Origin of the sequence: Stenotrophomonas sp. GD03819, assembly GCF_029841665.1 — a bacterium.
Taxonomy (GTDB): Bacteria; Pseudomonadota; Gammaproteobacteria; order Xanthomonadales; family Xanthomonadaceae; genus Stenotrophomonas; species Stenotrophomonas geniculata.
This window is the reverse complement of sequence record NZ_JAOCEW010000029.1, coordinates 1-22,491: the sequence shown is the minus strand read 5'-3', so window position 1 is coordinate 22,491 and position 22,491 is coordinate 1. Positions and strand designations below refer to the sequence as shown.

The following is a 22,491-nucleotide window of genomic DNA, read 5'->3' as shown; positions in this document are numbered from 1 at the left end:
TGCGGAAAGGGATCCGACCCCATCGTCAATCACCGCCCGCGCAGGAAGAAGGACACCGGCACCATCACGTCCACCGGGTCGCCGGCTACCTCGGCCGGCGGCGCCGGTACCGGGCTGGCACGTCGCACGGTGTCCAGCGTCTCCTGGTCGAGCAACGCGAAGCCACTGCTGCGGCCCAGTGTCAGCCCCGAGACCGCACCATCCCGGGCCACGGCAAAACGCACGTAGACCACGCCCTGCTGGCGCAGCCGCTCGGCCTGGCGCGGATAGCGCCGATGCTTCTGCAGATGCCCGAGCAGGCGCCCCTCCCAGGTGGCCTCGGCGCGACTGCGCTCGCCGGCGGTGGTCTGCGGTGCGGTGTAGCGTGCGGCCGCGTCGGCCGCCACCTGCGGCGGTGCGCTGGTCTGCGCGACATTGGCCTCGGCGGTGTCCGGCGAGGGCGTCGGCTCCGGCGTACGCGGCGGTGGCAGGTCACCCTGCGGCTGCACCGGTGCCTTGGGTTGCTCACGCAGGGCCGGTTTCGGCGCCTGTCGCTGCTGTTGCTGTTGCAGCGGCCCAGTGGCAACCTCGCGCGGCGGCACCGGAGGCGCCTGTGCCATCGGCGCCAGCTCCAGCATCAATGCAGCGGGCGGCGCTGCGGCGGCCACCGCCGGTGCGAGCGCCGCCCACCAGCAGGCCACGCTGACCAGCAACGCATGCACCAGCAGCACGATCGCCAGGCTGGTCGCCCAGCGCCGCAGTCCGCTCATCGCGCGCCCTGCTCCAGTCCAACCAGTGCCACCTTCAGGTAGCCCGCCGCACGCAGCGCATCCAGCGTTGCCATCAGTTCACCGTAAGGCACGCGGGTATCGGCACGCAGGAACAGGCGTTGCGAGGTGTCACCGTGGGTGGCTACCTGCAGCGCAGCGGCCAGCCCGTCGCGTGCCACCGCCTGCTCGCCGACACGCAGCGACAGATCGGCCTGCACGGTCACGTACACCGGCGCCTGTTCCGGCGGCGTGGCACTGGCACTGCTGGCCGGCAGCTGCACCGGTACCGACACGGTGGCCAGCGGTGCCGCCACCATGAAGATGATCAACAGCACCAGCATCACATCGATGAAGGGCGTGACGTTGATCTCGTGCGATTCTTCCGGCGTGTCGTCGCGGTCGGACGCGGTCCTGATGGCCATCGCCGCCTCTCAGTGCACCGCACGCAGCGACGCCGCTGCAGCGCGTGGAAGGGCGCGGTCGAGATCGCGCGAGACCAGCTGCTGCACGGCCGCCGACAGATCGCCGAGCAGGCCACGCAGACCGGCCAGCACGCGACTGAAGTGGTTGTAGACCAGTACCGCCGGGATCGCGGCGACCAGGCCGAGCGCGGTGGCCAGCAGCGCCTCGGCGATGCCGGGTGCGACCACCGCCAGGTGGGTGGTGTTGCTGTGGGCGATACCGATGAAGCTGTTCATGATGCCCCACACCGTGCCGAACAGGCCGACAAACGGCGCCACCGCGCCAATGCTGGCGAGCACGCCGATGCCGCGCCGCTGCACGCGTGCGGCTTCCAGTTCGATGCGGTCCAGGCGCGAGGCGATGCGCTCCTTGATGCCGTCGCGCCCTTCCAGATCCTGCGACAGGCGCAGTTCGGTGCGGGCCGCATCCAACATCGCCAGCGCAGTGCCCTGCTGCACACTGGCATCGGCGCTCTCGCCGGGCAGGCTCGGCGCCTGCAGCAACAGCGCGCGCGCCGCCCACAGCTGCCGGGCCTGGCGGGCCAACTCCCAGCCCTTGGCCAGCAGCACCGTCCAGGTGGCCAGCGACGCCAATGCCAACGCGATCATCACGGCTTTCACCACCACGTCGGCGGCCAGGTACATGCCCCACGGGGTCAATGCGGGGGCGGCCACAGGAGCCAGGTCAGCAGGCAGCATCGTCTTGGTTTCCATCAGCATCAGGGGTCGCTGCGCGACGACGGGCCGCGCGCGGATCATGCGCGTCGTCCACTTCCACGACCGGATGGGGCTCCAGCCGCGGTGCGGGTCGACTGAGCACGTAGCCGGCGCTGACCGCGAAGAACAGGCCCACGCCCAGCAGCAGGCGCCAGGACGGCTGCGCGCCCCAGCAGAACATCGCGAAGCCGACCGCCATGCCGGCGCTGGCAAAGGCCTTGCCCTTGCGCGACACCGCGCCCTGCTCGCGCCACAGCCGCAGCGATGGGCCATAGCGCGGATGTGCCAGCAGGCGCTGCTCGAACTTCGGCGAGCTGCGTGCGAAGCAACCCACGGCCAGGATCAGGAAGATGGTGGTCGGCATCACCGGCAGCAACGCGCCGATCACCCCGAGGCCGACCATCAACCAGCCCAGCGCGAACCAGAGCCAGCGCATCAGCGTTGCGCCTGCGGGCGCGCGCCGTGCATCAGGCGAATTCCACTTCGACGTGGCCGTGCACGCTGCGGAACGCGGCATCGGCTGCGTCGATCACCTGCTGCTCCTGCTCGGCACTCAGCGGCACCGCGTCCAGCGCGGCGGTGAACTCACGCCAGTGGCGCGCCGCACCATCCGGGTGCGCGGCCAGGTGGCGGGCGCCGAAGTCACGGTCCAGCCCGAGCTTGGCGGCCATCTTGTAGAGAATGGTGCCGCCGAGGTTGGAGCCTTCGGCTACGTACAGCCAGCCAAGGGCGGCCGGCAGCGCCAGGTCCGAGGGCAGCGCGTCGATGTCCGCGCCTGGCAGGGTCTGCTCCAGGTCCTGCAGGTCGCGCGCGATCTGGGCCAGGCGGCGGCGCTCACCGAGATCGGGCAGCAGTGCGTCCAGCGCAGGGTTGGCATACAGCGCATCGATGCTGCGGTGGAACCGATACTGCACGCGCAGGAAACGGGCGAAATTGCTGCGGTCGGCGAAGATGTCGCCGGCCATGATGCGCTTGTCCAGGGCACCGTGGCTGTCGCGGGTGGCGGCCTTGAGCCGCAGGCTGCGGCTGTCTTCGGGAGCGATGTGTGCGTTCATGGGGGATGCCAAGGGGGTCGTCGTGCTGTAGACGTTCGCCGCGGGGCTTTCCCCAAGGCCGTGTGCGCCGATAATGGACCATCCCTTCTTCCAGCAGGAACCGATGATGATCACCACCGAACCGCGCATGACCAACCTGTTCCTGCAGCTGGGCCTGGACGCCAGCGCCGAGGCCATCGCCCGTTTCATCCGCGAGCACCAGCTGGCCACCGACGTTGAAGTGGTCGAGGCACCCTACTGGAACGATGCCCAGCGCCAGTTCCTGTCCGAATCGCTGCAGGCCGATGCGGCATGGAGCACGGTGGTGGATGAGCTGAACGAGTCGCTGCACGAAGATGCAGTGAAGGCTGCGACCGGGCTGTAAACAGGCGCCGGGCATGGCCCGGCGCTGGCGATCACACGGCGGAAGCGGTGCGGGCCAAAGTCCGCACCCACCGAGGACGGTCGGGGCACGATGGGGTCAGAGCCCTCTCCGCAGGAAAGGGATCCGACCCCATCGCTCATCCACGATCGGTCAGTACTTCCAGGTCAACGCCAGGCGCGCGGTGCGGCCCGGGGCCGGCATCACGCCCAGAGCGAGCGGATCCAGGTAGTAGCGGTCGGTCAGATTGTCCACGCCCGCTTCCACCGACAGCTGGCCGTTGAAGCTCCAGCTGGCAAACAGGTCCACCAGCGTCGTTGGCCGGTACAGCTGCTGGATCGCCGACAGGCCCACGTTCCAGTCCTTGTCCAGCTTGCTGATCGGGCCGGCGTTGTGGACCACGCGGGTGCCGAAGGTCAGGCGCTCGTCGAACAGGCGCGAGCCCAGCGTCAGATTGACCATGTAGCGCGGCGGATTCTGTGTATTGGTGTACGACCCCTCGAATCCGCCGTCCACGCAGTCCGGCGTGTTGGCCAGTTCATCGTTCTTGCGCTGTGCACCATAGGCGCGGCGCTCTGCGGCGATGTCCGGCGCGCAGGTCTTGGCCTTGAAGTAGTAGTGCGCGGAAAGATCGGCAAACACCTTGCCGCTGTCATAGCTGGACTGGAACTCCATGCCCGAGACCTTGAACTGGTCGACGTTGCGGATCAGGCCTGCCGACAGCGTGCGGTAGTCACGGGTGATCAGGTCGTCGATGCGGGTATCGAAGTACGCCAGCTTCAGCGCAAGGCGGTCGCCAGCGGTGAACAGGTCGTAGCGGATGGTGCTGGCACCGATTTCCCAGCTGCGCGCACGCTCCGGCTTCAGCTCGCCCACCGGCTTGGCGGCAGTGAACAGGCCCAGCGTGGTCTCGAACAGGCTCGGCAGCTTGGTGCCTTCGGCGTACTTCACGTAGACCATGGTGTCTTCGCTGAAGCGATAGGCCACGCTGGCGGTCGGCGAGAACGCGGTGTCACGACGGCGGATCGGCTGCGACCAGGTCCAGCTGACCGGCACTTCCAGGTCCTGCGCCTTGCCGGCGTCGTAGAAGTTCCAGCCACCGATGTCGCCCACCGTGCCCTTCTTGTACGGTGAGGCCAGCAGTGATTCCTGGGTGAAGTTGCCGTTGGCGTCCGGGTACCAGTTCAGCAGCGCGATGCGCTTGGCCCGCCACGACGGCAGCGCCGGGTTGCCATTGAGCAGTTCGGTGTAACGGTACTGGCCCTGTACCTCATAGGCGTCGGGCGTGGCCAGGCGGTTGCGGTCATGCACATCCACGCGGTTCCAGCGTCCGCCGGCCAGCAGTTCCCAATGCTCATCGGGCTGCCACTTCAGCGAGGCCACGGCACTGTATTCCTTGCGCTCGGCGTTGCGCAGGAAGCGGTTGTTGACCAGATCGTCGTGCATGACCGGCCCCGAACTGCCCGGCGCGATGTCTTCGTCGCTGTAGGACAGGCCGTAGTCGAAGGTGAACGCACCAGCACGAGTGTCGAACTTCGAGGTGTTGCTGGCATCCAGGCCGAAGCGCTTCTGTCGTAGCGGATTGCGGTAGGCATCCTTGTAGCCGGGGTCGCCGCTGAAGCTGGGCGCGTCATACCACTCGGTGCGGCGGTCGAAGTACCACGGGGTGATGCCGGTCAGGCTGTTGTACATCACGCTGTCGGTATCGGTGTATGTGGCGTTGACACGCAGGTCGACCAGATCGCTGTCCGGATTGAAGCGGTAGCGCAGGGTGTAGCTGTCCATGTCGACATGGCCCGGGTCCCACTGCGGAATGCGATCGCGGTCGACGCGGATGATCTGCGAGGCCATGATCTCGCCGGCGGTGCCTTCGTAGCGGCGGTAGCCCGCTTCCAGCGTCTGCGCATCGTCGATGCGCCAGGTGCCCTTGAGCAGCGCCGACTTCGAACGCGACGAGGTGTTGAACACTTCGGTACGCGGCGGATTCAGGGGTGCCAGCGTGCGACGGGTCTGCGGGAAGTCGTCGTAACCGTGCTTGCCGGAGAAATAGTTGCCGTTGTCGCGGTAAGCATAGGCGGCGACCAGATCGAAGCGGTCCCAGTGACCGGCTGCGGCCACGTTGAAGAACTGGCTGCCGGTGGCGCTGCGGTCGGAACGCGGCGCGGCGCTATAGGACGGCAGGTTGTTGGCGCTGGCGTTGGCCAGGCCGCCACGCACGCGTACGCCGAAGTCACGGCCTTCGCGCAGCACGTCACCGATCTTCAGCGTCTCCATCTCGACCACGCCACCGATGCCACCGGAGGCGTTGGCCTGCAGGCTCGGGCCCTTGGTGATGGTCAGGCTGGAGATCAGGTCCGGGTCGAGGTAGGTGCGCTGTGACTGGCCGGCATAGCCGCGGTAGGTATCCATGCTGGACTGGCCGCCATCGATGATCACCGGCACGCGGCCCTGGCCCTGGATACCACGGATGTTGACGTCGAACCCATTGCCCACGCGCGGGTCACCGGCGGTGACACCGGCCACGCCCTTGACGATGTCGCCGTTGGAAGTGCCGCGGAAACGTTCCAGGTGCGTGCGGCTGAGCGTGGTGGTGGAGCCCACACTGCGATAGCTGTCGAGCAGGCGCGCCTCGTCGCTGGTCGCGCCACTGTCGACGCGGTCGCCGGCCACGCTGAGCGTGTCGGTGACGATCACACCGCTGCCGGCCTGCACCGGCGTCGCCGCTTCCAGAGTGACTGCATCTGCGCTGACGCGGCGCACCGCCAGGCCACTGCCCTGCAACAGCTGCTGCAGCGCCTCGTTGGCCGGCAGGCTGCCATTGACCGCACGCGAGGTTACGCCCCGGGCCAGGGTGGCCGGATACACGACCTGCACGCCGGACTGGCGCATATAGCTGCGCAGCGCTTCATCCAGCGGCTGCGCTGGAATGTCGAAGCGCTGCACGGCAGCGTGGTTGCCGGTGGCGCCCTGTGCCAGCACGGACGGTGCGGCGCTGGCCAGGCCGGCGGCCAGCAGGGCGATGCACAGGCGGGACGGGCGCAGCGCGCGGCCCGGGCGGTGGGAGTCGAACATGGGGAACCTGTCAGGTAATCGGTGCCGCAGGCGCGGCGTCATCCGCAACACGGGCGGACACGGCGACGTACGTGGCGGCGGCGGGTACGTTCGCGGGGTAAGACGGTTGGGCGCGCGGCAACCCCAAGAGCGATTTGCGGTCGCGGCAGGTGCCGACCGGCCGGTGATCGTGGTGGGTGCCGACCGTTGGTCGGCACACTGGGACCTTCATCCACGCATGGCGTGAATCTACTGGTGAATGATGGCGACGCCGAGCGGCAGGCGGGTGACCTGCAGACCTGCTGTTGCGGCCAGTGCATCCAGCGCCTGCTCCGGGCGATCGATGCGCAATGCGGCACTCACTGCGGGTAGTCGCGACAGATCGCCGCGCACGAAGGTCGGGCCGGCGCGGTAACGCCCCACCCATTGCACGGCGTCGGCGACGCTGGCCTGCTCCAGCAGCAGCTCGCCCTGCCGCCACGCGCCGACGCTGTCGGCAGCCACATCCCGCAGACGCGTCACGCCGCTGTGCTCGCCATAGACCGCACGCTGGCCCACCTGCAGATAGGTCCAGCCACCGTCGGCCGGGCTGGCCACGCGCACCCTGCCCTGCCCGACCTGGGTTTCAACCTGGTCATCGCCGCGCGCGACGGTGAACGCGGTCGAGATGTCCTCGATCACGCCGTTGCCCGCACGCACGCTGAAACGTCGCTGCGCATCCGGGCTGACCTCGAACCAGGCACGCCCACGCAGCAGCTCGATCTCGCGTGCATGTGCATTGAAGCGCACGGCAATCGCACTGTCCGCATCCAGCACTGCGCGGCTGCCATCGGGCAATTGCACGTTCTGCACGACGTGCGTGCTGCGATGGTCGGCCTGCAGCCGCAACCAGGCCTCCGGCCATGCCACCAGCATCGCCAGCGCGGCTGCAGCGGCCATTGCCCAGCGCATTCGATGCGGCCGCGGGCGTTCGGCGGGCCGGACCTGCGGGCGTGGCCCGACACTGCGCCACAGCGCGCGCTCGTGTTCGAAGGCGCGTCGGTGCCCCGGTTGTGCCAGCCAGCGCTCGAACTCGTGCATGCGCCCTTCGCCGATGTCACCCGAGGCCAGCCACGCGATCCAGCCCCGGGCCTGTTCGGCCAGGGCATCGTCATTGGCGGCGGGCAGCGTGTTCGGCGGGCTCATCGGCTGGCGGACAGGCGCATTCAAGCGCGGGCGGAGGAACTAGACCGCATCCACGGTCCAGTGATCAAGACGTTTCAGCGAGGGCCAGCCCCAAGCCGGGGCCATCATCGGCCGCTGCGTGCCCAGGCCAGGCGCTGCAGGGCGGTGCGCACATGGTTTTCGACGGTCGTCACCGACACCCCGAGACGGCGGGCGATCTCGGCCTGGGTGAGGCCCTGCAGGCGGTTGAGCCGGAAGATGGTGCGGGTCGGCTCCGGCAGGTGCCCCGCCGCATCGAGCACCCGCTGCAGTTCGTCCTGTGCCATGGCCTGTTCCTCGGTCGAGATGACCTCGTCCGGCCCCCACAGGTAGTGGTCGGCCAGCAGGCGGTTGCGCCGGGTCGATTCGCGGCCGTGGTCGGTGGCCAGGTTGGCGGCCAGCCGGTACAGATAGGCCCGCGGGTTGTCGATGGCCTGGCTGTCGTCGACCCCACGGGCCTTGAACCATACGGCCTGGATCACGTCCTCGGCACCATTGTCTCCGCCGAGGATGCGCTGCACCCGGCGCAGCAGTGCCGGCCGCTCACGGATCAGCAGTTCGGTAAGGGAGGCGGCATTGGAGGACATGCGCGGAACCGGGACGACAGACGGAAGGCGCCGCGCATGCTACTCCGTTAATGCGAATCAGTCACGTTCGTATCAATGGATGCAGCCGGTCAGCCCGTCATAGACGCTCTCCGACGTGCCGGGCAACGGATCATGCAGCGGATTACGGGCCGCCAGCGCCGCATGGAAGTCCTCAACCGGGGTGCCAGGCACCAGCGGCAGCCGGCACAGCCAGGTCGGTTGCCGGGCCACGATTGCACCGTCGTTCCGCGACACGGCCAGGTCACTGGCGGCAAATGCCCAGAGGCACTCACGCACCGTGCCGCGCACCGCATCCACTGAACACCGCAGGCGCAGCGCCCGGATGTCGCTGTACTCGCCCTCGCAGAAGGTGTCGCCACAGATCCTGTCGAAGCCATGCTGCAACCGGCCTTCCAGGGCAAAGAAGCGGTCCCAGTTGGCTTCCTGGTGCGGGTAGTCGATCAGGTCCACGTAGGGAAAGGCCTGGGCGGCGGGCGCGATCAGCAGCACGCAGAACAGGCCGAGTGACAGGGCGGATGGTTTCATGCGGGAACTCCTCGGGTAGGTGTATCCAGCCTGCGCGCGCACGCCGCCCGGCCCCATCGGTCAACCCCGGCCCGCCGGGTCGGCGCCTTCCACGCCCTGCCGTCGGCCCCCTCCCCTGCACAGCGCCCGGCAAAGGCATAAAATGGGGAGCTATCCGTCTATATCCCCCACCTGGAGCACACCATGGGTCTGGAACTCGTCTCGCCCGGCAAGAACCCGCCGGAAGAAATCAACGTCATCATCGAGATCCCGAAGGACTCGGAGCCGGTGAAGTACGAAGTGGACAAGGAAACCGGCGCGATCTTCGTCGACCGCATCCTGTCCACCCCGATGCGCTACCCCTGCAACTACGGCTACGTGCCGAGCACCCTGTGCGGCGACGGCGATCCGGCCGACGTGCTGGTGGTGCTGCCGCTGCCGCTGGTGCCGGGCTCGGTCGTGCGCTGCCGTCCGGTCGGCGTGCTGAAGATGAGCGATGAGGCGGGCAGCGACGAGAAGATCCTGGCCGTGCCGGTGTCGAAGATCTTCAGTGGCTACGCCCACGTCGAAGACATCGCCCAGGTGTCCAGCCACTGGCTGGAGCGCATCGGCCACTTCTTCGAGCACTACAAGGACCTGGAGAAGGGCAAGTGGGTCAAGCTCGACGGTTGGGGCGGCGCCGCTGAGGCCAAGCAGATCCTGATCGAGGCGCACCAGCGCCATCTCGACAGCAAGGCCTGAGCCTGAACCGGATCGCTCCGGCGGCACCCCGCCGGAGCGATGCGGGTCACGTTTCATGACGACGGCACATCACTCTTGCCGCCGTATTAGGTAAATTGCGTCACTTCACACGTCGTCGACATCCATCGTCGAGACAGCCAGGGGAATGTGTCGTGCGTATTCTGCTTGTTGGGGATGCAGCCAGCCTGCCGGCTGAGCTGACCGAATTCATTGCCGATCTTGGGGAAGACTGGCAGCCGCTGACCGCCACCGATGGCCAGACCGCAATGACCGCGGTGGCCACGCAGGGCGTGGATGCGGTGATCGTCTGCCCGCAACTGCCGGATCTCAATGCCACCACGCTGCTGGGCCAGATCCGGACCTTGCGCCCGGAAACCATCCGCATTGCGCTGGTGGACGCCCAGCACGGCAACCGGCCGCCGCCGGCACGCCTGATCGGCGTGGCCCACCGCTTCCTGCCGTTGCCGCTGGCACCGGAAGTGTTGCTGGAAGCGCTGACCAGCCTGGAAGAGCTGCGTGAAGTGCTGGACAGCCCTCGCCTGCGCGACGCCATCGGCCGTATCGAGAAGCTGCCCTCGCCGCCGCACCTGTACCTGAGCCTGACCCAGGCACTGGAACATGACGACGACGCCGACAGCGCCGACGTCGCCAAGCTGGTGGCCGCTGATCCGGCGATCGCGGCCAAGGTGCTGCAGCTGTCGAACTCGGCGTTCTTCAGCCAGGGCCGCACCATCGCCGACCTGCGCACCGCCGTGACCCGCCTCGGCCTGTCGACGCTGCGCGATCTGGTACTGGCCAGCGAGGTGTTCTCGGCACCGACACTGTCCACGGCCGAGCGCAATTCACTACAGCAGCGCGCCCTGCTCGCCTCGCGGTTGGCGGCACGCCTGCTGCCCGAATCCAGCGCCGAACTGGGCGCGACCGCCGCGCTGCTGGCCGACATCGGCCTGCTGCTGCCCGGCGTGCGCAACGAGCGCAGCGAACCGTCGCTGGCCGGTGACACCCGCCCGGGCCACGCCGAAGCCGGTGCCTATCTGCTCGGCCTGTGGGGCCTGCCGATGCCGATCATCGAAGCGGTCGCGTTCCATCTGCAGCCGCAGCGTGCCAATACACGCAGCTTCTGGGTGACCGGCGCAGTGCACGTGGCACTGGCACTGGTCAATGGTGATCCGGTGGACGAGGACTACCTGCAGCGCGCAGGTGTTCTCAACAGGCTGCCGCAGTGGCGGGAGCATGCCAACAGCCTGATGGGACTGGTACCCAGCGAGACCTGAGCTGTCAACGCAGGAAGAACCTCGAAGGCGCGCCCAAAGGCGCGCCTTTTTTGCATCAGCGCGCGCCGCAGGCATCCTGCACGCAGTGGCGATACTGCAGATCGCACAGGACCTTCGACTTGCCTGCAGCCAGGCATTCCTGACGCAGCTCCTCGCAGTACAGCCCGCCCCCACAGACGCCACCGGTCTGGGCAAACACCGCACCCACCAATGTTGCATAGATCAGTGCAGCAGCAGACAGTTTGTGCAACAGCGTGCTCTTCATCGCTCTCTCCATGTGCAAGGGTCCGCAAGTGGACCCAGCAACTGTGTTGATTGCGACACGACAGGAACGTGACCTCCCTCACCTTCCAAGATATTTCGGAATTCCCCTACAAAGAAAGAGGGCGGACCTTGCGGTCCGCCCTCCTGGTACTGCTGTCGCACTTCGAACTATCAGAAGCGCTGGGTGTACTTCATGTACAGGAAGCGACCGACGTCGAAGCCACCGTAGTAGGCGAAGCTCGAGTTCGGCGCCGAGTACTGCAGCGCACCGCGGTGATCGAACACGTTGTTCGCACCCAGGGCGATGGTGGCATCCCACGGAGCCTTCCAGCTGACCTGCACATCGTGGAAGGTGTTGGAGCCGGTGTGGCGCAGCGGATCCGGCTCACCATTGGCGTAGTGGTTCGGAGCGTCGCACCATGCGTCGTCGATGCAGCTTTCCTTCATGCCCGAGTAGTAGCGGGCAGTCCAGTTGACGCCGAAGTCACCCAGCTCCCAGTTGACACCCAGGTTCGAACGGACGCGGAACAGGCCCGGCTCACCAACGCGACCGATGGTGATGTTCTCACCCTTCTTGTTCTGGCCGGCTTCGTCGTACTTGGCCAGGTAGCTGGTCTGCCAGTCGATGCTGAACTTGCCGATCGACAGTTCCGGCAGGCGGTACTTGACACCCAGATCGTAGCCTTCGGTCTCCATCGAGCCGAGGTTGGCCAGGCCGTAGGTCAGCGCCTCGATATGGCCATCAGCGGCACGGGTGACGCCTTCGCAGCGAGCTGCGTTGCCCAGCACGTAGCAGTCACGCAGGATGCGATCAACGCTGTCAGCGATGATCATGTTCTTCAGCTCGTAGCGGTACCAGTCGAGCGAGATGTCCAGGCCCTGCACCCAACGCGGGCTCCAGACCAGGCCAACCGTCTTGCTCTTGGAGGTTTCCGGCTTCAGAGCCGAATTCGAACCGCTGACGAACTGGTCCGGGGTCGCGCACGGGAAGGTGCTGCAAGGCGCGAAGCCCTGGCCGACCTGCACGTAGTTGGCCGGCACGCCAGCCGCGGCGCAGGCAGCATTGCCAGCGACGTTGCCCGGCGAGGTCGAACCGCACGGATCGGTATAACGCTCGAAGCTCGAGTTGGTGCCGCCGTACAGATCGTCAACGGTCGGTGCGCGGAAGCCTTCTGCGTAGGTACCGCGGACCAGCAGTTCGTCGATCGGGCGCCACACCAGGCCGAACTTCGAGTTGATCGTGTCACCGAAGTTGCTGTAGTCAGAGTAGCGGCTTGCGACGTTGAAGGTCAGTTCCTTGGCAAACGGCAGGTCCGACAGGATCGGCACGTTCAGTTCCAGGTAGAACTCATCCAGCGAGTAGTTGCCCGAGGTGGTGGTCGACGCCAGGCCGGTCGACTGGCCCGACTGACGGAAGGCGTCCGGCACGAAGCGGCCTTCTTCCTTGCGGTGCTCGTAGCCCATGGCCACACCCAGGTCACCGGCCGGCAGCTCGAACAGCGAACCGGACAGGTTGGCGGTGTAGCTGGTGGTCTTGGTCACACCAGTGTCGGTGTAGGTCGGGAACAGGAAGTTCTGCAGATCACGGTCGGCAAGCGAGCCCTGGCCGTTGACGCCGTAAGGCAGCAGCGGGTTCCACGGGCGACACTGGCTCAGCGGGATCGGATTGGCGGCGGTCCCGCACTGAGCAACGCCCTGGCCGTTGATGAACGACTTGCCAAGTGCCTGCTCGGAAGCGATCAGGCTCATGTCGCCGTAGCCGGTCTTGGTCAGCTCGTTGCGGTTCCACAGCGCGCCAACGTCCCAGTCCCAGGTCTTGCCGGCAAACTCGAAGAAGCCACTCAGGCTCGGCGCGAAGCGCAGGGTCTTGAGGTCGCTCTTGGTGGTACGCGGCACTTCCCACAGGCGGCGACGGAACTCAACGTCCTGGCCGATCGGGTTGAACGCGCTGTCCTTCGACAGCGGCGTACCGAACGACAGCGACTGGTACGGGTAACCCGCGATCTGCTGGTCGGTGGTGCGCTGGTTGTACAGCACGTCAGCATTGAAGGTGATCGAATCAGCCAGATCGTAGCTGCCGTTGACATACACGGACTTACGCTCGATGCCGGTCTGCACCATCATCTGCTGGTTGGCGTTGGAGTACTCGGCCGGAGTCAGCAGGTGGTAGTCGGCCGCATTCTTCGGGTCACCGCCCGGATTCAGGGTCTTCCACTCCGGCTGCGGCTGGCCTGCAGCGCGCGGCTTGCAGTCGCCCCACACGCGCGGGTCGCACCAGGTGCTGTTCTGGCTCAGCGGGCTCCAGTCGGCAGAGGTCGAATTCGGGCCCAGGCCGCCGTCGCGGCTGAACCAACGATCCTTCGCCCACACCGGATCCTGCTTGGAGTACTCGGCCGACAGGGTCACGCCGCCACGCTCGCCTTCAGAGCCGAGGGTGAACGAGTAGGTGTTGGTGTCGCCGTCGCCGCGGCCGTACTGGCCAACGTAGACGCTGGCTTCAGCACCATCGAAGCGCTTGCGGGTGATCACATTGACCACGCCAGCAATGGCGTCCGAACCGTAGATGGCGGAGGCGCCATCCTTCAGCACTTCGATGCGCTCGACGGCGGCCATCGGAATCTGGCTCAGATCCTGGTAGCCGGCAGTGGTCGCGCCCAGGCGCTTGCCGTTCATCAGCACCAGGGTGCGCTGCGCGCCAAGGTTGCGCAGGTCGACGTAGTAGCCGCCAACGTTTTCGCCGGAGGACAGCGAGTCCGCGCGGGAAATGGCCGGCGAACCTGCCGAGGTCAGGTTCTGCAGGACATCGGCGACGGTGGTGTAGCCCTGCTTTTCCAGGTTCTCACGGCTCAGCGTGAGGACCGGCTGCTGGGTCTCCATCGAGGCGCCGCGGATGCGCGAGCCCGTGATTTCGATGCGATCCAGGGTGGTCGCATCCTTTGCTTCCTGCGCAGAAGCAAAGGCGGGCGTCAGCGCCAACGCAATGCCAGCCGGCAGAAGGCCCAGCCGCACTGCGGGATTACGAACGTTCATCTATCTCTCCAAGGTACGTGTTAGCAGCGTGTTAAAACACCCCAGCACGTTACGATTGCGTTGCAGCGCTGTATTTGCGCGAGCCAACCGGAGACTTTGCAGATTGTGGCGGCAGCAAGCCGCCGTTTTCCCTGAAGCGCGATGCGGACTGGCCGTAGCGGGCGCGGAACGCACGCGCGAAGCTGCAGCAGTTGTCGAAGCCACTGGCCGCAGCGACCTCGCCAACCATCATGTCGGTGTCACGCAGCAGATCGGCCGCCCGTTCCAGGCGCAAACGTGCTGAAAGCGACTGCGGGCTTTCCTCGTACAGGCTCTGGAAGGTCTTGGAGAGATACCAGCTGGAGAAGTTGGTCAGCTCGGCCAGTTCACCGATGCGCACCACGCGGTGGCTGTTGCCTTCCAGGTACAGGCGGGCGCGCTGCATGCGGCCGAATACCTGGCGCTTGCGGCTGCGCGAGCGACCCGGGCAACGCTGCACGTTGTCGGCCAGCCCACGCTGCAGGCCCGCCAGATGCAGCAGCAGCGGGCGCAGTGCCTGTGCCGGCTGGCCACTGGCCAGCGCATCGCGCCACAGGCGCAGCGCAACGCGGGCATCGCCACGGCTCATGCGGCCACGCCCGGCGTACAGGCCGCAGTCGGCCATCTCGGCCAGCACGCGCAGTGCTTCGACAGTCAGGTTCAGGCCAACGCACAAGCCGTTGCGGCCTGCCTGCACCAGCGGCCGCGACTCTTTCTCGAAGGCGATCCACTCGCCCTGGCGCAAGCGGAAGCGTCCTTCCTTGGCTTCCACCCAGGAGCTGCCGCGCACCTGCATCCACACAGTGAAGCTGCTGCCTGCGGTCTGCAGGCTGCCGAGCCGGGCCACGCCCAGGCAGGTCGGCGCAGCATCGTCGAGCGACCGGTCCAGAGAGACGGTTTGGCCGCGATCGGCCAGCGAGAGTTGACGCATGGGGGGCACCACGGTTTGCCTAGTACAGGCCTCCGTTTTGCCAAATCAGGCGGCACCACGTCAGGAAAGTCAGACGAGATCGCCACGAATTCGCGGCGAGGTCGCCACGAAGAAATTACGAAGGCCCATTTCCGTTGAACAACAACAACTTGGAGAACGCCGGAAGCAGCGTCGGTGAGCGCTCGGGCAAGCGCATCACGCCGATGTCGGCACCGTCGCTGACCGCCATTGCCACGAACAGCGTGTGCCCATCGGCGCCGGCACTCAGCCCGTTGCCGGCACTGAGGCGTTCCGCATCCAGGCAGCGTTCCGGTTCCTCGCGTCCGGCCTGGATCAGCACCAGTGTCGTGCCACAACGGGTGGACGTACCGAGGTAGCCGATCGCGTTGCTGCCGGCCACGGTCCAGGCCCGGTACCGCCACCGGCTGGGCCGGTCATCGCTGATCTGCTGCACACTTGCCGGTGCCAACGCCGCATCCACCGACCACAGGCCTCCTGCGGCCAGGCGGGTGAACAGCACACGCCCGCTGCTGCGATCGAACCGCGCCTGCGAAACACCGTCGATGCTGGCCAGGCGGCGCCAGGGCTGCACGCTTCGATCAAACAGGCTCAGCCGGGTCTGTTGCTGGTCATCGCGCTCGACCACCAGCAGCTGGTCCGGGCGTGCCCCGTACAGTGCCTGCAGCGGCTGCTCCGACGGGACAGGCAACGGCTGGACGCGTTCGTCACGTGGGGCGATCTCATAGACCACCGTGCGTCCGTGCTCGTCGCGCCCCACCACCAGCAACCGCCGGCTGTCGGCCGACCAGTCCGGTGCCTGACGTGCCTCGGGCCGCAAGCCTTCGATCGGCCGCAGCGAATCGGGGCGCTCCATGTCCGCCCACCACAGCGCGAAGCTGCCTGAACGATCGGACGTGAACACCAGTTGGCGTCCATCCGGCGCCGCCATCGGCTGCCCATCCCGGCCACTGGACGCAAACAAGCGCTGCGGCGGCGAGCCGCCCTCCATCGGCACCTTGAAGATGCCGAACTGCGCGCGCCGATGGACGAAGGCCAGCATGCCCGCGCGGCGTGCAGTGGCCGGCCACTGTGCGTCGTCGAGCCCGGCATCGCGCAGCGTGCGGCTCTCGACGTCCAGGTAGTACAGGCGCACTTCACTGTCGACACGGCGTCCAAACACGATCGTCCGGCCATCACGCAACCAGGCCCAGCCACGCAGTTCAGCGGCCTCGCTGGTCAGCTGCTCGGGCGTGCCACCCGCTGCCGGCATGCGCCACAGGTCGCCCAGCTGCGGATTGCGCACGAACACCAGCCACTTGCCATCAGGCGAGTAGCGCGGCGCATAGTCGAAGTCATCCTCGGCAACACCGTAGTCCAGCGCCTCCCATTGGCCACTGGCCAGATCGAGCTTGCGGATGCCCCGATGGGCATAGCGCCCCACCATGCTGCCGAACACCAGGCCACGGCCGTCCGGCGTCCAGTCGAAACTGAGCAGCTCGGTGCCATCGCACCGCGTGGCCTGGCGCAGGGCACCACCGGTCGCGCTGGCGATCAGCACCTGGCAGCCGCCGTTGTTGCTGAACCGCGCGAAGGCGATCTCGCGTCCATCCGGCGACCAGCTCGGGAAGCGGTCGACCGAGCCGGCCGGCGGAGCCAGCAGCTGCCGCGCTGGCGCGTTGCCGGAGGTCTGTACCTTGATCGCCCCACCCCCTTGCCCGTCTTCGTTGGCGCCTTCATAGGCCACCAACGAGCCATCGGGTGAAAGCGTGGGATAGGTTTCAAAACCGCTGGTTGCGGTGATCAACCGATAGGGACGCTGCGGGCTGCCGATCACGCGCGTGCCGTTCTCCACGGCCGCATCCACCGCTGAACTGCTGGCCGGTGCCCGCCGCAGCAGCAGCGCGGCCAGCACCACCACCGTGGCCAGCATCAGCACGCCCAGCACCAGCAGCACGCGCCGGCGGACATGGCGCCAGCGGCGGCGCGATGCCTGCACGTGTGCCGGCCTCTCCTCGGCGATGACCATCACCGGTTGCAGGTCCGCGATTCCGTCATCGGCTCCTGCGGACGGCGCCGGCTCGACATCGTCCAGTACCTGCACCGGCACCAGCAGGCGATAGCCGGTCTTGGCGATGGTCTCGATATAGGCCTGGCCGTTGTCGTCGTCGTTGCTGAACGCCTTGCGCAGCTGGGTGACGGCCTGGGTAAGCACATCATTGGTCGGCAGCGTGTCCGGCCAGACTTCCGCGAACAGTTCATCGCGGGTGACAACACGCCCTGGCTGGCGCAGCAGTACACGCAGCACGCCCAGCGCCTTCGGCGTCAGCCGACGCGGGCGACGCGCACCGACGACCTCGACTTCTCGCGAGGACAGAGTGACAGTGCACTCTCCGATCCGGATCCGATCGAATCCGGGGGGCTGGTTTTCACTGCTGTTCATTTTCCGCTACACAGTAGAGACAGGTCCGGGGCAGCGTTTGCCTTCGATACCCTCCCGTCCTGGGAACAGCAAAAAGCCAGACTCCGCACAAAGCATCGGCGCATACCGCAAAAACAATGAAGCGGGCGAATACTAGCCTATGCGGGTTACCTCGCCTATCGCGTGGTCGACATCCAGGCTCTCTCTCGCCGACGCATTCACATAATTTGCTGCACCATTCGCGCCCTGCGGGGCGCGGAATTTTTATCTGGCGTTCATTTTCACATGCGCCGCAGCATGGTCAATCCGACCAGTCGCGAAACCACCAAAGCCACGTACATCACGCCTGAAAACTGCTCCAGCATGACCAATGCACGCGCCTGCGGATGCAGTGGCACGACGTCGCTCAGACCGACACCCGAGAGCAAACTGAAGCTCAGATAAAGCAGTTCCATCCAGGTGCGCTGTGCACCACCACCGGTGCCCTGGAAACTGCCCGGATACCACTGCTGGCACACGGCGAAAGCAAACGCGAAGGCCCAGGCCAGCAACGTGAATGTCGCACCTGCCGCGAACAGTTCATCGCGGGTGACTTTATGGTCCTGGAGCATGTAGGCGATGAGTGCACCGGCCGTATAGAAGTACAGCAGGCTTTCCAGCAGCTGCGCGGTGGTCAGCAGCGCACTGCGATCCAGCAATGCACCGGCCAGCGAGAACACCACCGAAGGAATGGCCAGCAGCAGCGCCAGCCAGGTGCCCAGCGGGCTGCGCTGGACCACCCACAGCGCCAGGCCCAGTACCGCCATGCCGAACATGCCCAGCGCCGCGCGGCCCGCAGCGGTGTCATCCAGCGCGGGGTATAGCAGCACGGCGATCAACTGGGCCCCCAGCAGCCAGGCCGAAGGATGACGGCGGGCAATGGCCAGCCAGCGGGTGGTGATGGCAACGGGCATGGCGTCCTTTCCCCGGGGTGGTGGGCCGAGGATAGCCGGGAGCGGTGTGATGAGCGGTAGTGCCGGCCGCTGGCCGGCACCCCCGCTTCCGCATCACCCCTGGCGGTAGACCTCGGCACCGGCCGCGCGGAACTCCGCCGACTTCTCCTTCATGCCGGCCTCGGCGTAGTCGCGCACGTCCTGGGTGATCTTCATCGAACAGAAGTGCGGACCGCACATCGAGCAGAAGTGCGCCAGCTTGTGCGCATCCTTCGGCAGCGTCTCGTCATGGAATTCCTTGGCCTTCTCCGGATCCAGGCCAAGATGGAACTGGTCTTCCCAGCGGAACTCGAAGCGCGCCTTGCTCAGCGCGTTGTCGCGCACCTGCGCGCCCGGATGGCCCTTGGCCAGGTCGGCCGCATGCGCGGCGATGCGATAGGCCATGATGCCGTCACGCACGTCCTGGCGATTGGGCAGGCCGAGGTGTTCCTTCGGCGTCACGTAGCAGAGCATGGCGGTACCAAACCAGCCGATCATCGCCGCACCGATCGCGCTGGTGATGTGGTCGTAGCCCGGCGCGATGTCGGTGGTCAGCGGGCCCAGCGTATAGAACGGCGCCTCGCCGCACTCGCGCAGCTGCTTGTCCATGTTCTCCTTGATCAGCTGCATCGGCACATGGCCGGGGCCTTCGATCATGGTCTGCACATCATGCTTCCAGGCGATCTTCGTCAGCTCACCCAGCGTTTCCAGCTCACCGAACTGCGCGGCGTCGTTGGCATCGGCGATGCAGCCCGGGCGCAGGCCGTCACCCAGCGAGAAGGTCACGTCATAGGCCTTCATGATCTCGCAGATGTCTTCGAAATGCGTGTAGAGGAAATTCTCCTTGTGGTGCGCCAGGCACCACTTGGCCATGATCGAGCCACCACGGCTGACAATGCCGGTCACGCGCTTGGCGGTGAGTGGCACGTAGCGCAGCAGCACGCCAGCGTGGATGGTGAAGTAGTCCACGCCCTGCTCGGCCTGCTCGATCAGCGTGTCACGGAAGATCTCCCAGGTAAGTGCTTCGGCACGGCCGTCGACCTTCTCCAGCGCCTGGTAGATCGGCACGGTACCGATCGCCACCGGCGAGTTGCGGATGATCCACTCGCGGGTCTCATGGATGTGCTTGCCGGTGGACAGGTCCATCACCGTGTCACCGCCCCAGCGGATCGCCCACACCAGTTTCTCCACTTCCTCGGCAATGCCCGAGGACACAGCGCTGTTGCCGATGTTGGCGTTGATCTTGGTCAGGAAGTTGCGGCCGATGATCATCGGCTCGCTTTCCGGGTGGTTGATGTTGTTGGGCAGCACCGCGCGGCCGCGTGCGATCTCATCGCGCACGAACTCCGGTGTGATGATCTTCTGGATCGAGGCACCAAATGCCTCGCCCGGGTGCTGCTGCAGCAGGCCGGCATCGCGGATCGCGTCCAGGCGCTGGTTCTCGCGGATGGCGACGAACTCCATCTCCGGCGTGATGATGCCACGGCGCGCGTAGTGCATCTGGGTGACGTTGGCACCTGCACGCGCACGGCGTGGCAGGCTGCGCGCGGGAAATCGCACCGCATCGAGCTTCGGGTCCTGCTCGCGATCGCGGCCGAACGAAGAACTCAGTCCTTCGAGCTGCTCGGTATCACCGCGCTCTTCCACCCAGCCGCGGCGCAGTTCCGGCAAACCGGCCGACAGATCGATGCGCACCTCCGGATCGGTGTACGGACCGGACGTGTCGTAGACCGTGACCGGTGCGTTCTCTTCGCCGCCGAACAACGTCGGCGTGCGGGTCAACGCGATCTCCCGCATCGGTACCTGCAGATCCGGACGTGAGCCGGGCACGTGGATCTTGCGCGAGCCGGGAATGGGCCGGGTCACGGATTCGGAGAGTTGCTGGGCCTGTTGCTGCAGGGCGGAGAGCTGTGCGTTCATCGGGCATCGTCCAGGAAGGTCAGGGACGAAGCGGCGGCGCACTGCTGCCGCTCCCGGACGGTCCTTGGGCGGAGTCCGGGCATGGCTGCACTGCAAAGCTTCCCTACGCCGGTATGAGCCGGATCAGGTTCCAAGGGACTGTCTCAACCGTGGCCACATGGCCGCGGTACCCCCGCTTCTTGGTGCGCATTAGACCATAGAACGCACCGCAGCTCCTGGCTGTTCCATCCACGCACGGCGTGGATCCGCTGTTTCTGTATTAACAGAACCGTGACATCGCATTCAGTAACGTGCACGCGCATCGTGCCGCTGCGGCCGGTGTTTCCTCGTCGCCTTCGCGGCCCCTGCCCGGTCTGTGCTGCATGTCGCCGGCCCCTCGCAGCAAGCTCTGCTCGCTCCCCTCAATCCCTTGATCGGAGAAGCCCCTTCATGGTGTTTCGCGTTTCCATTGCATTGGTTCTGCTGCTGGTGCTGCTCGCCGGTGTTGCACCCGGTCCCTTCAATACCGTGGTGCAGAGCATCCTCGGCGAACTCATCCGCGGCATCGGCTGGCTCTACCTGCTGGTCGTGTTCCTGGCCCTGGTATTCCTGATGTACCTGGCCTTCGGCCGCTTCGGCAACCTGCGCATCGGTGGCGAAGACGCCGAACCGGAATTTTCGCGGGCCAGCTGGATGTCGATGCTGTTCGCCGCCGGCATGGGCATCGGCCTGGTGTTCTGGGGTGCCGCCGAGCCCATTTCGCACTTCAGCAAGCCACCGGAAGGGCTTGCTCCGCAGAGCCTGGATGCGGCACGCGCCTCGATGCGCTATGCATTCTTCCACTGGGGCCTGCACCCGTGGGCCATCTACGCGCTGATCGGGCTGGCAATGGCCTGGTTCCAGTTCAACCGCAACGGCCGTGGCCTGGTCAGCGACATGCTGCAGCCGATCATCGGCCGCCACCATCGCGGCTGGATCGGTCGGGTGGTCAACATCGCTGCAGTGGTCGCCACCGCGATCGGTGTCGCGACGACGCTGGGCTTCGGCACCATCCAGATCGCCGCCGGCATCGAGCGCGTGTTCGGCGTGCAGGCTACCGTCCCAGTGCAGATGACCATCATTGCCGTCGCCTTCGTGCTGTATATGGCGTCCACCGCCAGTGGCGTGGAGCGGGGTGTGAAGTGGCTGTCCAATTTCAACCTGGCGTTGGCTGCCCTGCTGGCAGCCATCCTGCTGGTGCTGGGGCCGACCGGCTTCATCTTCGATACGTTCACCACCACGCTTGGCTCCTACCTCAACCAGCTGGTGACGATGAGCCTGCGCATGTCACCGTTCTCCGGCAGCACCTGGGTGGCGGACTGGACAATCTTCTACTGGGCCTGGTGGATCTCGTGGGCACCGTTCGTGGGCTCGTTCATCGCACGCATCTCGCGCGGCCGCAGCGTGCGCGAGTTCGTGATCGGTGTAGTGCTCGCGCCGACGCTGCTGGGCTTCTTCTGGTTCGCGGTGTTCGGCGGCACCGCGCTGTGGGCGCAGATCTTCGGCCATGCCGACCTGGTGCAGGCGCTGGGCAATGGCTACGAGACGGTGCTGTTCACGCTGTTCGACAGCATGCCGCTGCCGCTGCTGCTGTCGTGCATCGCACTGGTACTGCTGATGATCTTCTTCGTAACCTCGGCCGACTCGGCGGTACTGGTTCTGGCCAGCATGTCCACTGACGAAGCAGGCGATCCTCCGTTGAAGCGCAAGCTGGCCTGGGGCATCGCCGTGGCGTTGATCGCAGCGGCGTTGCTGCTGGCCGGTGGCCTGGATGCACTGCAGGGCATGATCACGATTGCGGCGTTGCCATTCGCGCTGCTGATGGTGCTGGTGATGGTGTCGCTGTACCGCGTGCTCGACCAGGAGTACACGCGTGAGCGGCGGCAGGCGCAGCGCCAGCGGCACATGATCGATGCGTGGATCGCACGCGAGATGGCGGCGCAGGAGGAAACCCAGGCGGAGGCAGCGCGCGCGCACGATCAGGATTGAGGGGGTTTTGCAGCCTGCGGCTGCACCGCTTTTTTCAAGCAACGGCAACAACAACTTCAAAAGCGGCTCTGGATTTCTGCTGGTTTGGCGGGGAGGGGGCCGATGGCGGGACACGCCGCAAGTACGTCCCTGTAGGCTCGGCCACGGCATCCATGCCGTGGACGGTCCCGCCATCGGCCCCCTCCCCGCCTCCGACAATTTCCCGGT

19 protein-coding genes and 1 riboswitch are annotated in these 22,491 nt (G+C 66.4%); of the genes, 4 read left to right on the top strand and 15 right to left on the bottom strand.

All coding sequences use genetic code 11. The annotated features are described in order from the left end of the window. Positions 1-29: 29 nt before the first annotated feature. Genes N5D45_RS16680 through N5D45_RS16660 form a run of 5 tightly spaced genes read right to left on the bottom strand, consistent with a single transcriptional unit; the run spans position 30 to position 2,982 of the window. Positions 30-749 carry an energy transducer TonB gene (locus N5D45_RS16680; RefSeq protein WP_260363582.1) on the bottom strand — a complete coding sequence of 240 codons (720 nt, stop codon included), beginning with the start codon at positions 747-749 and terminating at the stop codon, positions 30-32. Continuing rightward, on the bottom strand, positions 746-1,171 hold the full coding sequence (gene exbD, locus N5D45_RS16675; protein WP_010483997.1) for a TonB system transport protein ExbD: 426 nt from the start codon (positions 1,169-1,171) through the stop codon (positions 746-748). The genes N5D45_RS16680 and exbD overlap by 4 nt, the downstream gene beginning before the upstream one ends. A 9-nt stretch (positions 1,172-1,180) precedes the next feature. Next, the gene (exbB, locus tag N5D45_RS16670) at positions 1,181-1,909 is read right to left on the bottom strand and encodes a tonB-system energizer ExbB (RefSeq protein WP_260363583.1); all 729 of its coding nucleotides are present in this window, start codon (positions 1,907-1,909) and stop codon (positions 1,181-1,183) included. After that, positions 1,896-2,363, bottom strand: coding sequence for a YbaN family protein (locus tag N5D45_RS16665; RefSeq protein ID WP_260363584.1), 468 nt, complete (start codon positions 2,361-2,363; stop codon positions 1,896-1,898). The genes exbB and N5D45_RS16665 overlap by 14 nt, the downstream gene beginning before the upstream one ends. Before the next feature lie 31 nt (positions 2,364-2,394). Further along, positions 2,395-2,982 (bottom strand): biliverdin-producing heme oxygenase, encoded by a 588-nt coding sequence (locus N5D45_RS16660; RefSeq protein ID WP_019338795.1) that lies wholly within the window; start codon positions 2,980-2,982, stop codon positions 2,395-2,397. A 106-nt stretch (positions 2,983-3,088) separates the two neighbouring features. Between N5D45_RS16660 and N5D45_RS16655 the strand changes: the two genes are divergently transcribed. Next, entirely contained in the window at positions 3,089-3,346 is a 258-nt protein-coding gene (locus N5D45_RS16655; RefSeq protein ID WP_057502949.1) for a DUF2789 domain-containing protein, read from the top strand. Between the two features lie 150 nt (positions 3,347-3,496). Here the strand turns inward: N5D45_RS16655 and N5D45_RS16650 are convergent, their stop codons facing one another. The 4 genes from N5D45_RS16650 to N5D45_RS16635 form a co-directional block, all read right to left on the bottom strand. Beyond that, a complete protein-coding gene (locus N5D45_RS16650) occupies positions 3,497-6,415 on the bottom strand; it encodes a TonB-dependent receptor (RefSeq protein ID WP_279939308.1) in 2,919 nt (972 codons plus the stop codon). 228 nt (positions 6,416-6,643) lie between these two features. Continuing rightward, positions 6,644-7,579 carry a FecR domain-containing protein gene (locus tag N5D45_RS16645; protein WP_010483991.1) on the bottom strand — a complete coding sequence of 312 codons (936 nt, stop codon included), beginning with the start codon at positions 7,577-7,579 and terminating at the stop codon, positions 6,644-6,646. Between the two features lie 104 nt (positions 7,580-7,683). After that, positions 7,684-8,184 (bottom strand): RNA polymerase sigma factor, encoded by a 501-nt coding sequence (locus tag N5D45_RS16640; RefSeq protein WP_014038389.1) that lies wholly within the window; start codon positions 8,182-8,184, stop codon positions 7,684-7,686. Between the two features lie 72 nt (positions 8,185-8,256). Then, a complete protein-coding gene (locus tag N5D45_RS16635) occupies positions 8,257-8,730 on the bottom strand; it encodes a hypothetical protein (RefSeq protein ID WP_279939307.1) in 474 nt (157 codons plus the stop codon). Between the two features lie 183 nt (positions 8,731-8,913). Between N5D45_RS16635 and ppa the strand changes: the two genes are divergently transcribed. Next, on the top strand, positions 8,914-9,450 hold the full coding sequence (ppa, locus tag N5D45_RS16630; RefSeq protein ID WP_005410935.1) for an inorganic diphosphatase: 537 nt from the start codon (positions 8,914-8,916) through the stop codon (positions 9,448-9,450). A 152-nt stretch (positions 9,451-9,602) separates the two neighbouring features. After that, complete coding sequence (locus N5D45_RS16625) at positions 9,603-10,724, top strand: HDOD domain-containing protein (RefSeq protein WP_049437215.1); 1,122 nt, start codon at positions 9,603-9,605, stop codon at positions 10,722-10,724. Between the two features lie 55 nt (positions 10,725-10,779). Here the strand turns inward: N5D45_RS16625 and N5D45_RS16620 are convergent, their stop codons facing one another. From N5D45_RS16620 to thiC, 6 genes are all read right to left on the bottom strand, one after another. Next, positions 10,780-10,989 carry a hypothetical protein gene (locus tag N5D45_RS16620; protein ID WP_010483987.1) on the bottom strand — a complete coding sequence of 70 codons (210 nt, stop codon included), beginning with the start codon at positions 10,987-10,989 and terminating at the stop codon, positions 10,780-10,782. Positions 10,990-11,159: 170 nt separating this feature from the next. Continuing rightward, a complete protein-coding gene (locus N5D45_RS16615; protein WP_010483986.1) occupies positions 11,160-14,018 on the bottom strand; it encodes a TonB-dependent receptor in 2,859 nt (952 codons plus the stop codon). A gap of 49 nt (positions 14,019-14,067) precedes the next feature. Beyond that, positions 14,068-14,967 (bottom strand): helix-turn-helix transcriptional regulator, encoded by a 900-nt coding sequence (locus tag N5D45_RS16610; protein ID WP_010483985.1) that lies wholly within the window; start codon positions 14,965-14,967, stop codon positions 14,068-14,070. 115 nt (positions 14,968-15,082) lie between these two features. Further along, a complete protein-coding gene (locus tag N5D45_RS16605; protein WP_279939306.1) occupies positions 15,083-17,407 on the bottom strand; it encodes a winged helix-turn-helix domain-containing protein in 2,325 nt (774 codons plus the stop codon). A gap of 260 nt (positions 17,408-17,667) precedes the next feature. Further along, a complete protein-coding gene (locus tag N5D45_RS16600) occupies positions 17,668-18,339 on the bottom strand; it encodes an ion channel (RefSeq protein ID WP_010483983.1) in 672 nt (223 codons plus the stop codon). A gap of 93 nt (positions 18,340-18,432) precedes the next feature. Next, entirely contained in the window at positions 18,433-20,277 is a 1,845-nt protein-coding gene (gene thiC / locus N5D45_RS16595) for a phosphomethylpyrimidine synthase ThiC (RefSeq protein ID WP_010483982.1), read from the bottom strand. An 82-nt stretch (positions 20,278-20,359) separates the two neighbouring features. Next, a riboswitch (TPP riboswitch) is annotated at positions 20,360-20,461 on the bottom strand. Between the two features lie 245 nt (positions 20,462-20,706). Between thiC and N5D45_RS16590 the strand changes: the two genes are divergently transcribed. Then, positions 20,707-22,284: a BCCT family transporter gene (locus N5D45_RS16590; protein WP_021203612.1), complete on the top strand. Its 1,578-nt coding sequence runs from the start codon at positions 20,707-20,709 to the stop codon at positions 22,282-22,284. Positions 22,285-22,491: the final 207 nt, after the last annotated feature.

Bases quoted from the DNA above. Each gene is read 5' to 3' on its own strand.
- ppa (WP_005410935.1), top strand. From the start codon at position 8,914: ATGGGTCTGGAACTCGTCTCGCCCGGCAAGAACCCGCCGGAAGAAATC.
- N5D45_RS16600 (WP_010483983.1), bottom strand. From the start codon at position 18,339: ATGCCCGTTGCCATCACCACCCGCTGGCTGGCCATTGCCCGCCGTCAT.
- N5D45_RS16655 (WP_057502949.1), top strand. From the start codon at position 3,089: ATGATCACCACCGAACCGCGCATGACCAACCTGTTCCTGCAGCTGGGC.
- exbD (WP_010483997.1), bottom strand. From the start codon at position 1,171: ATGGCCATCAGGACCGCGTCCGACCGCGACGACACGCCGGAAGAATCG.
- N5D45_RS16610 (WP_010483985.1), bottom strand. From the start codon at position 14,967: ATGCGTCAACTCTCGCTGGCCGATCGCGGCCAAACCGTCTCTCTGGAC.
- N5D45_RS16650 (WP_279939308.1), bottom strand. From the start codon at position 6,415: ATGTTCGACTCCCACCGCCCGGGCCGCGCGCTGCGCCCGTCCCGCCTG.
- N5D45_RS16640 (WP_014038389.1), bottom strand. From the start codon at position 8,184: ATGTCCTCCAATGCCGCCTCCCTTACCGAACTGCTGATCCGTGAGCGG.
- N5D45_RS16635 (WP_279939307.1), bottom strand. From the start codon at position 8,730: ATGAAACCATCCGCCCTGTCACTCGGCCTGTTCTGCGTGCTGCTGATC.
- N5D45_RS16660 (WP_019338795.1), bottom strand. From the start codon at position 2,982: ATGAACGCACACATCGCTCCCGAAGACAGCCGCAGCCTGCGGCTCAAG.
- N5D45_RS16620 (WP_010483987.1), bottom strand. From the start codon at position 10,989: ATGAAGAGCACGCTGTTGCACAAACTGTCTGCTGCTGCACTGATCTAT.
- thiC (WP_010483982.1), bottom strand. From the start codon at position 20,277: ATGAACGCACAGCTCTCCGCCCTGCAGCAACAGGCCCAGCAACTCTCC.
- N5D45_RS16680 (WP_260363582.1), bottom strand. From the start codon at position 749: ATGAGCGGACTGCGGCGCTGGGCGACCAGCCTGGCGATCGTGCTGCTG.
- N5D45_RS16645 (WP_010483991.1), bottom strand. From the start codon at position 7,579: ATGAGCCCGCCGAACACGCTGCCCGCCGCCAATGACGATGCCCTGGCC.
- N5D45_RS16605 (WP_279939306.1), bottom strand. From the start codon at position 17,407: ATGAACAGCAGTGAAAACCAGCCCCCCGGATTCGATCGGATCCGGATC.
- N5D45_RS16665 (WP_260363584.1), bottom strand. From the start codon at position 2,363: ATGCGCTGGCTCTGGTTCGCGCTGGGCTGGTTGATGGTCGGCCTCGGG.
- exbB (WP_260363583.1), bottom strand. From the start codon at position 1,909: ATGCTGCCTGCTGACCTGGCTCCTGTGGCCGCCCCCGCATTGACCCCG.
- N5D45_RS16615 (WP_010483986.1), bottom strand. From the start codon at position 14,018: ATGAACGTTCGTAATCCCGCAGTGCGGCTGGGCCTTCTGCCGGCTGGC.
- N5D45_RS16590 (WP_021203612.1), top strand. From the start codon at position 20,707: ATGGTGTTTCGCGTTTCCATTGCATTGGTTCTGCTGCTGGTGCTGCTC.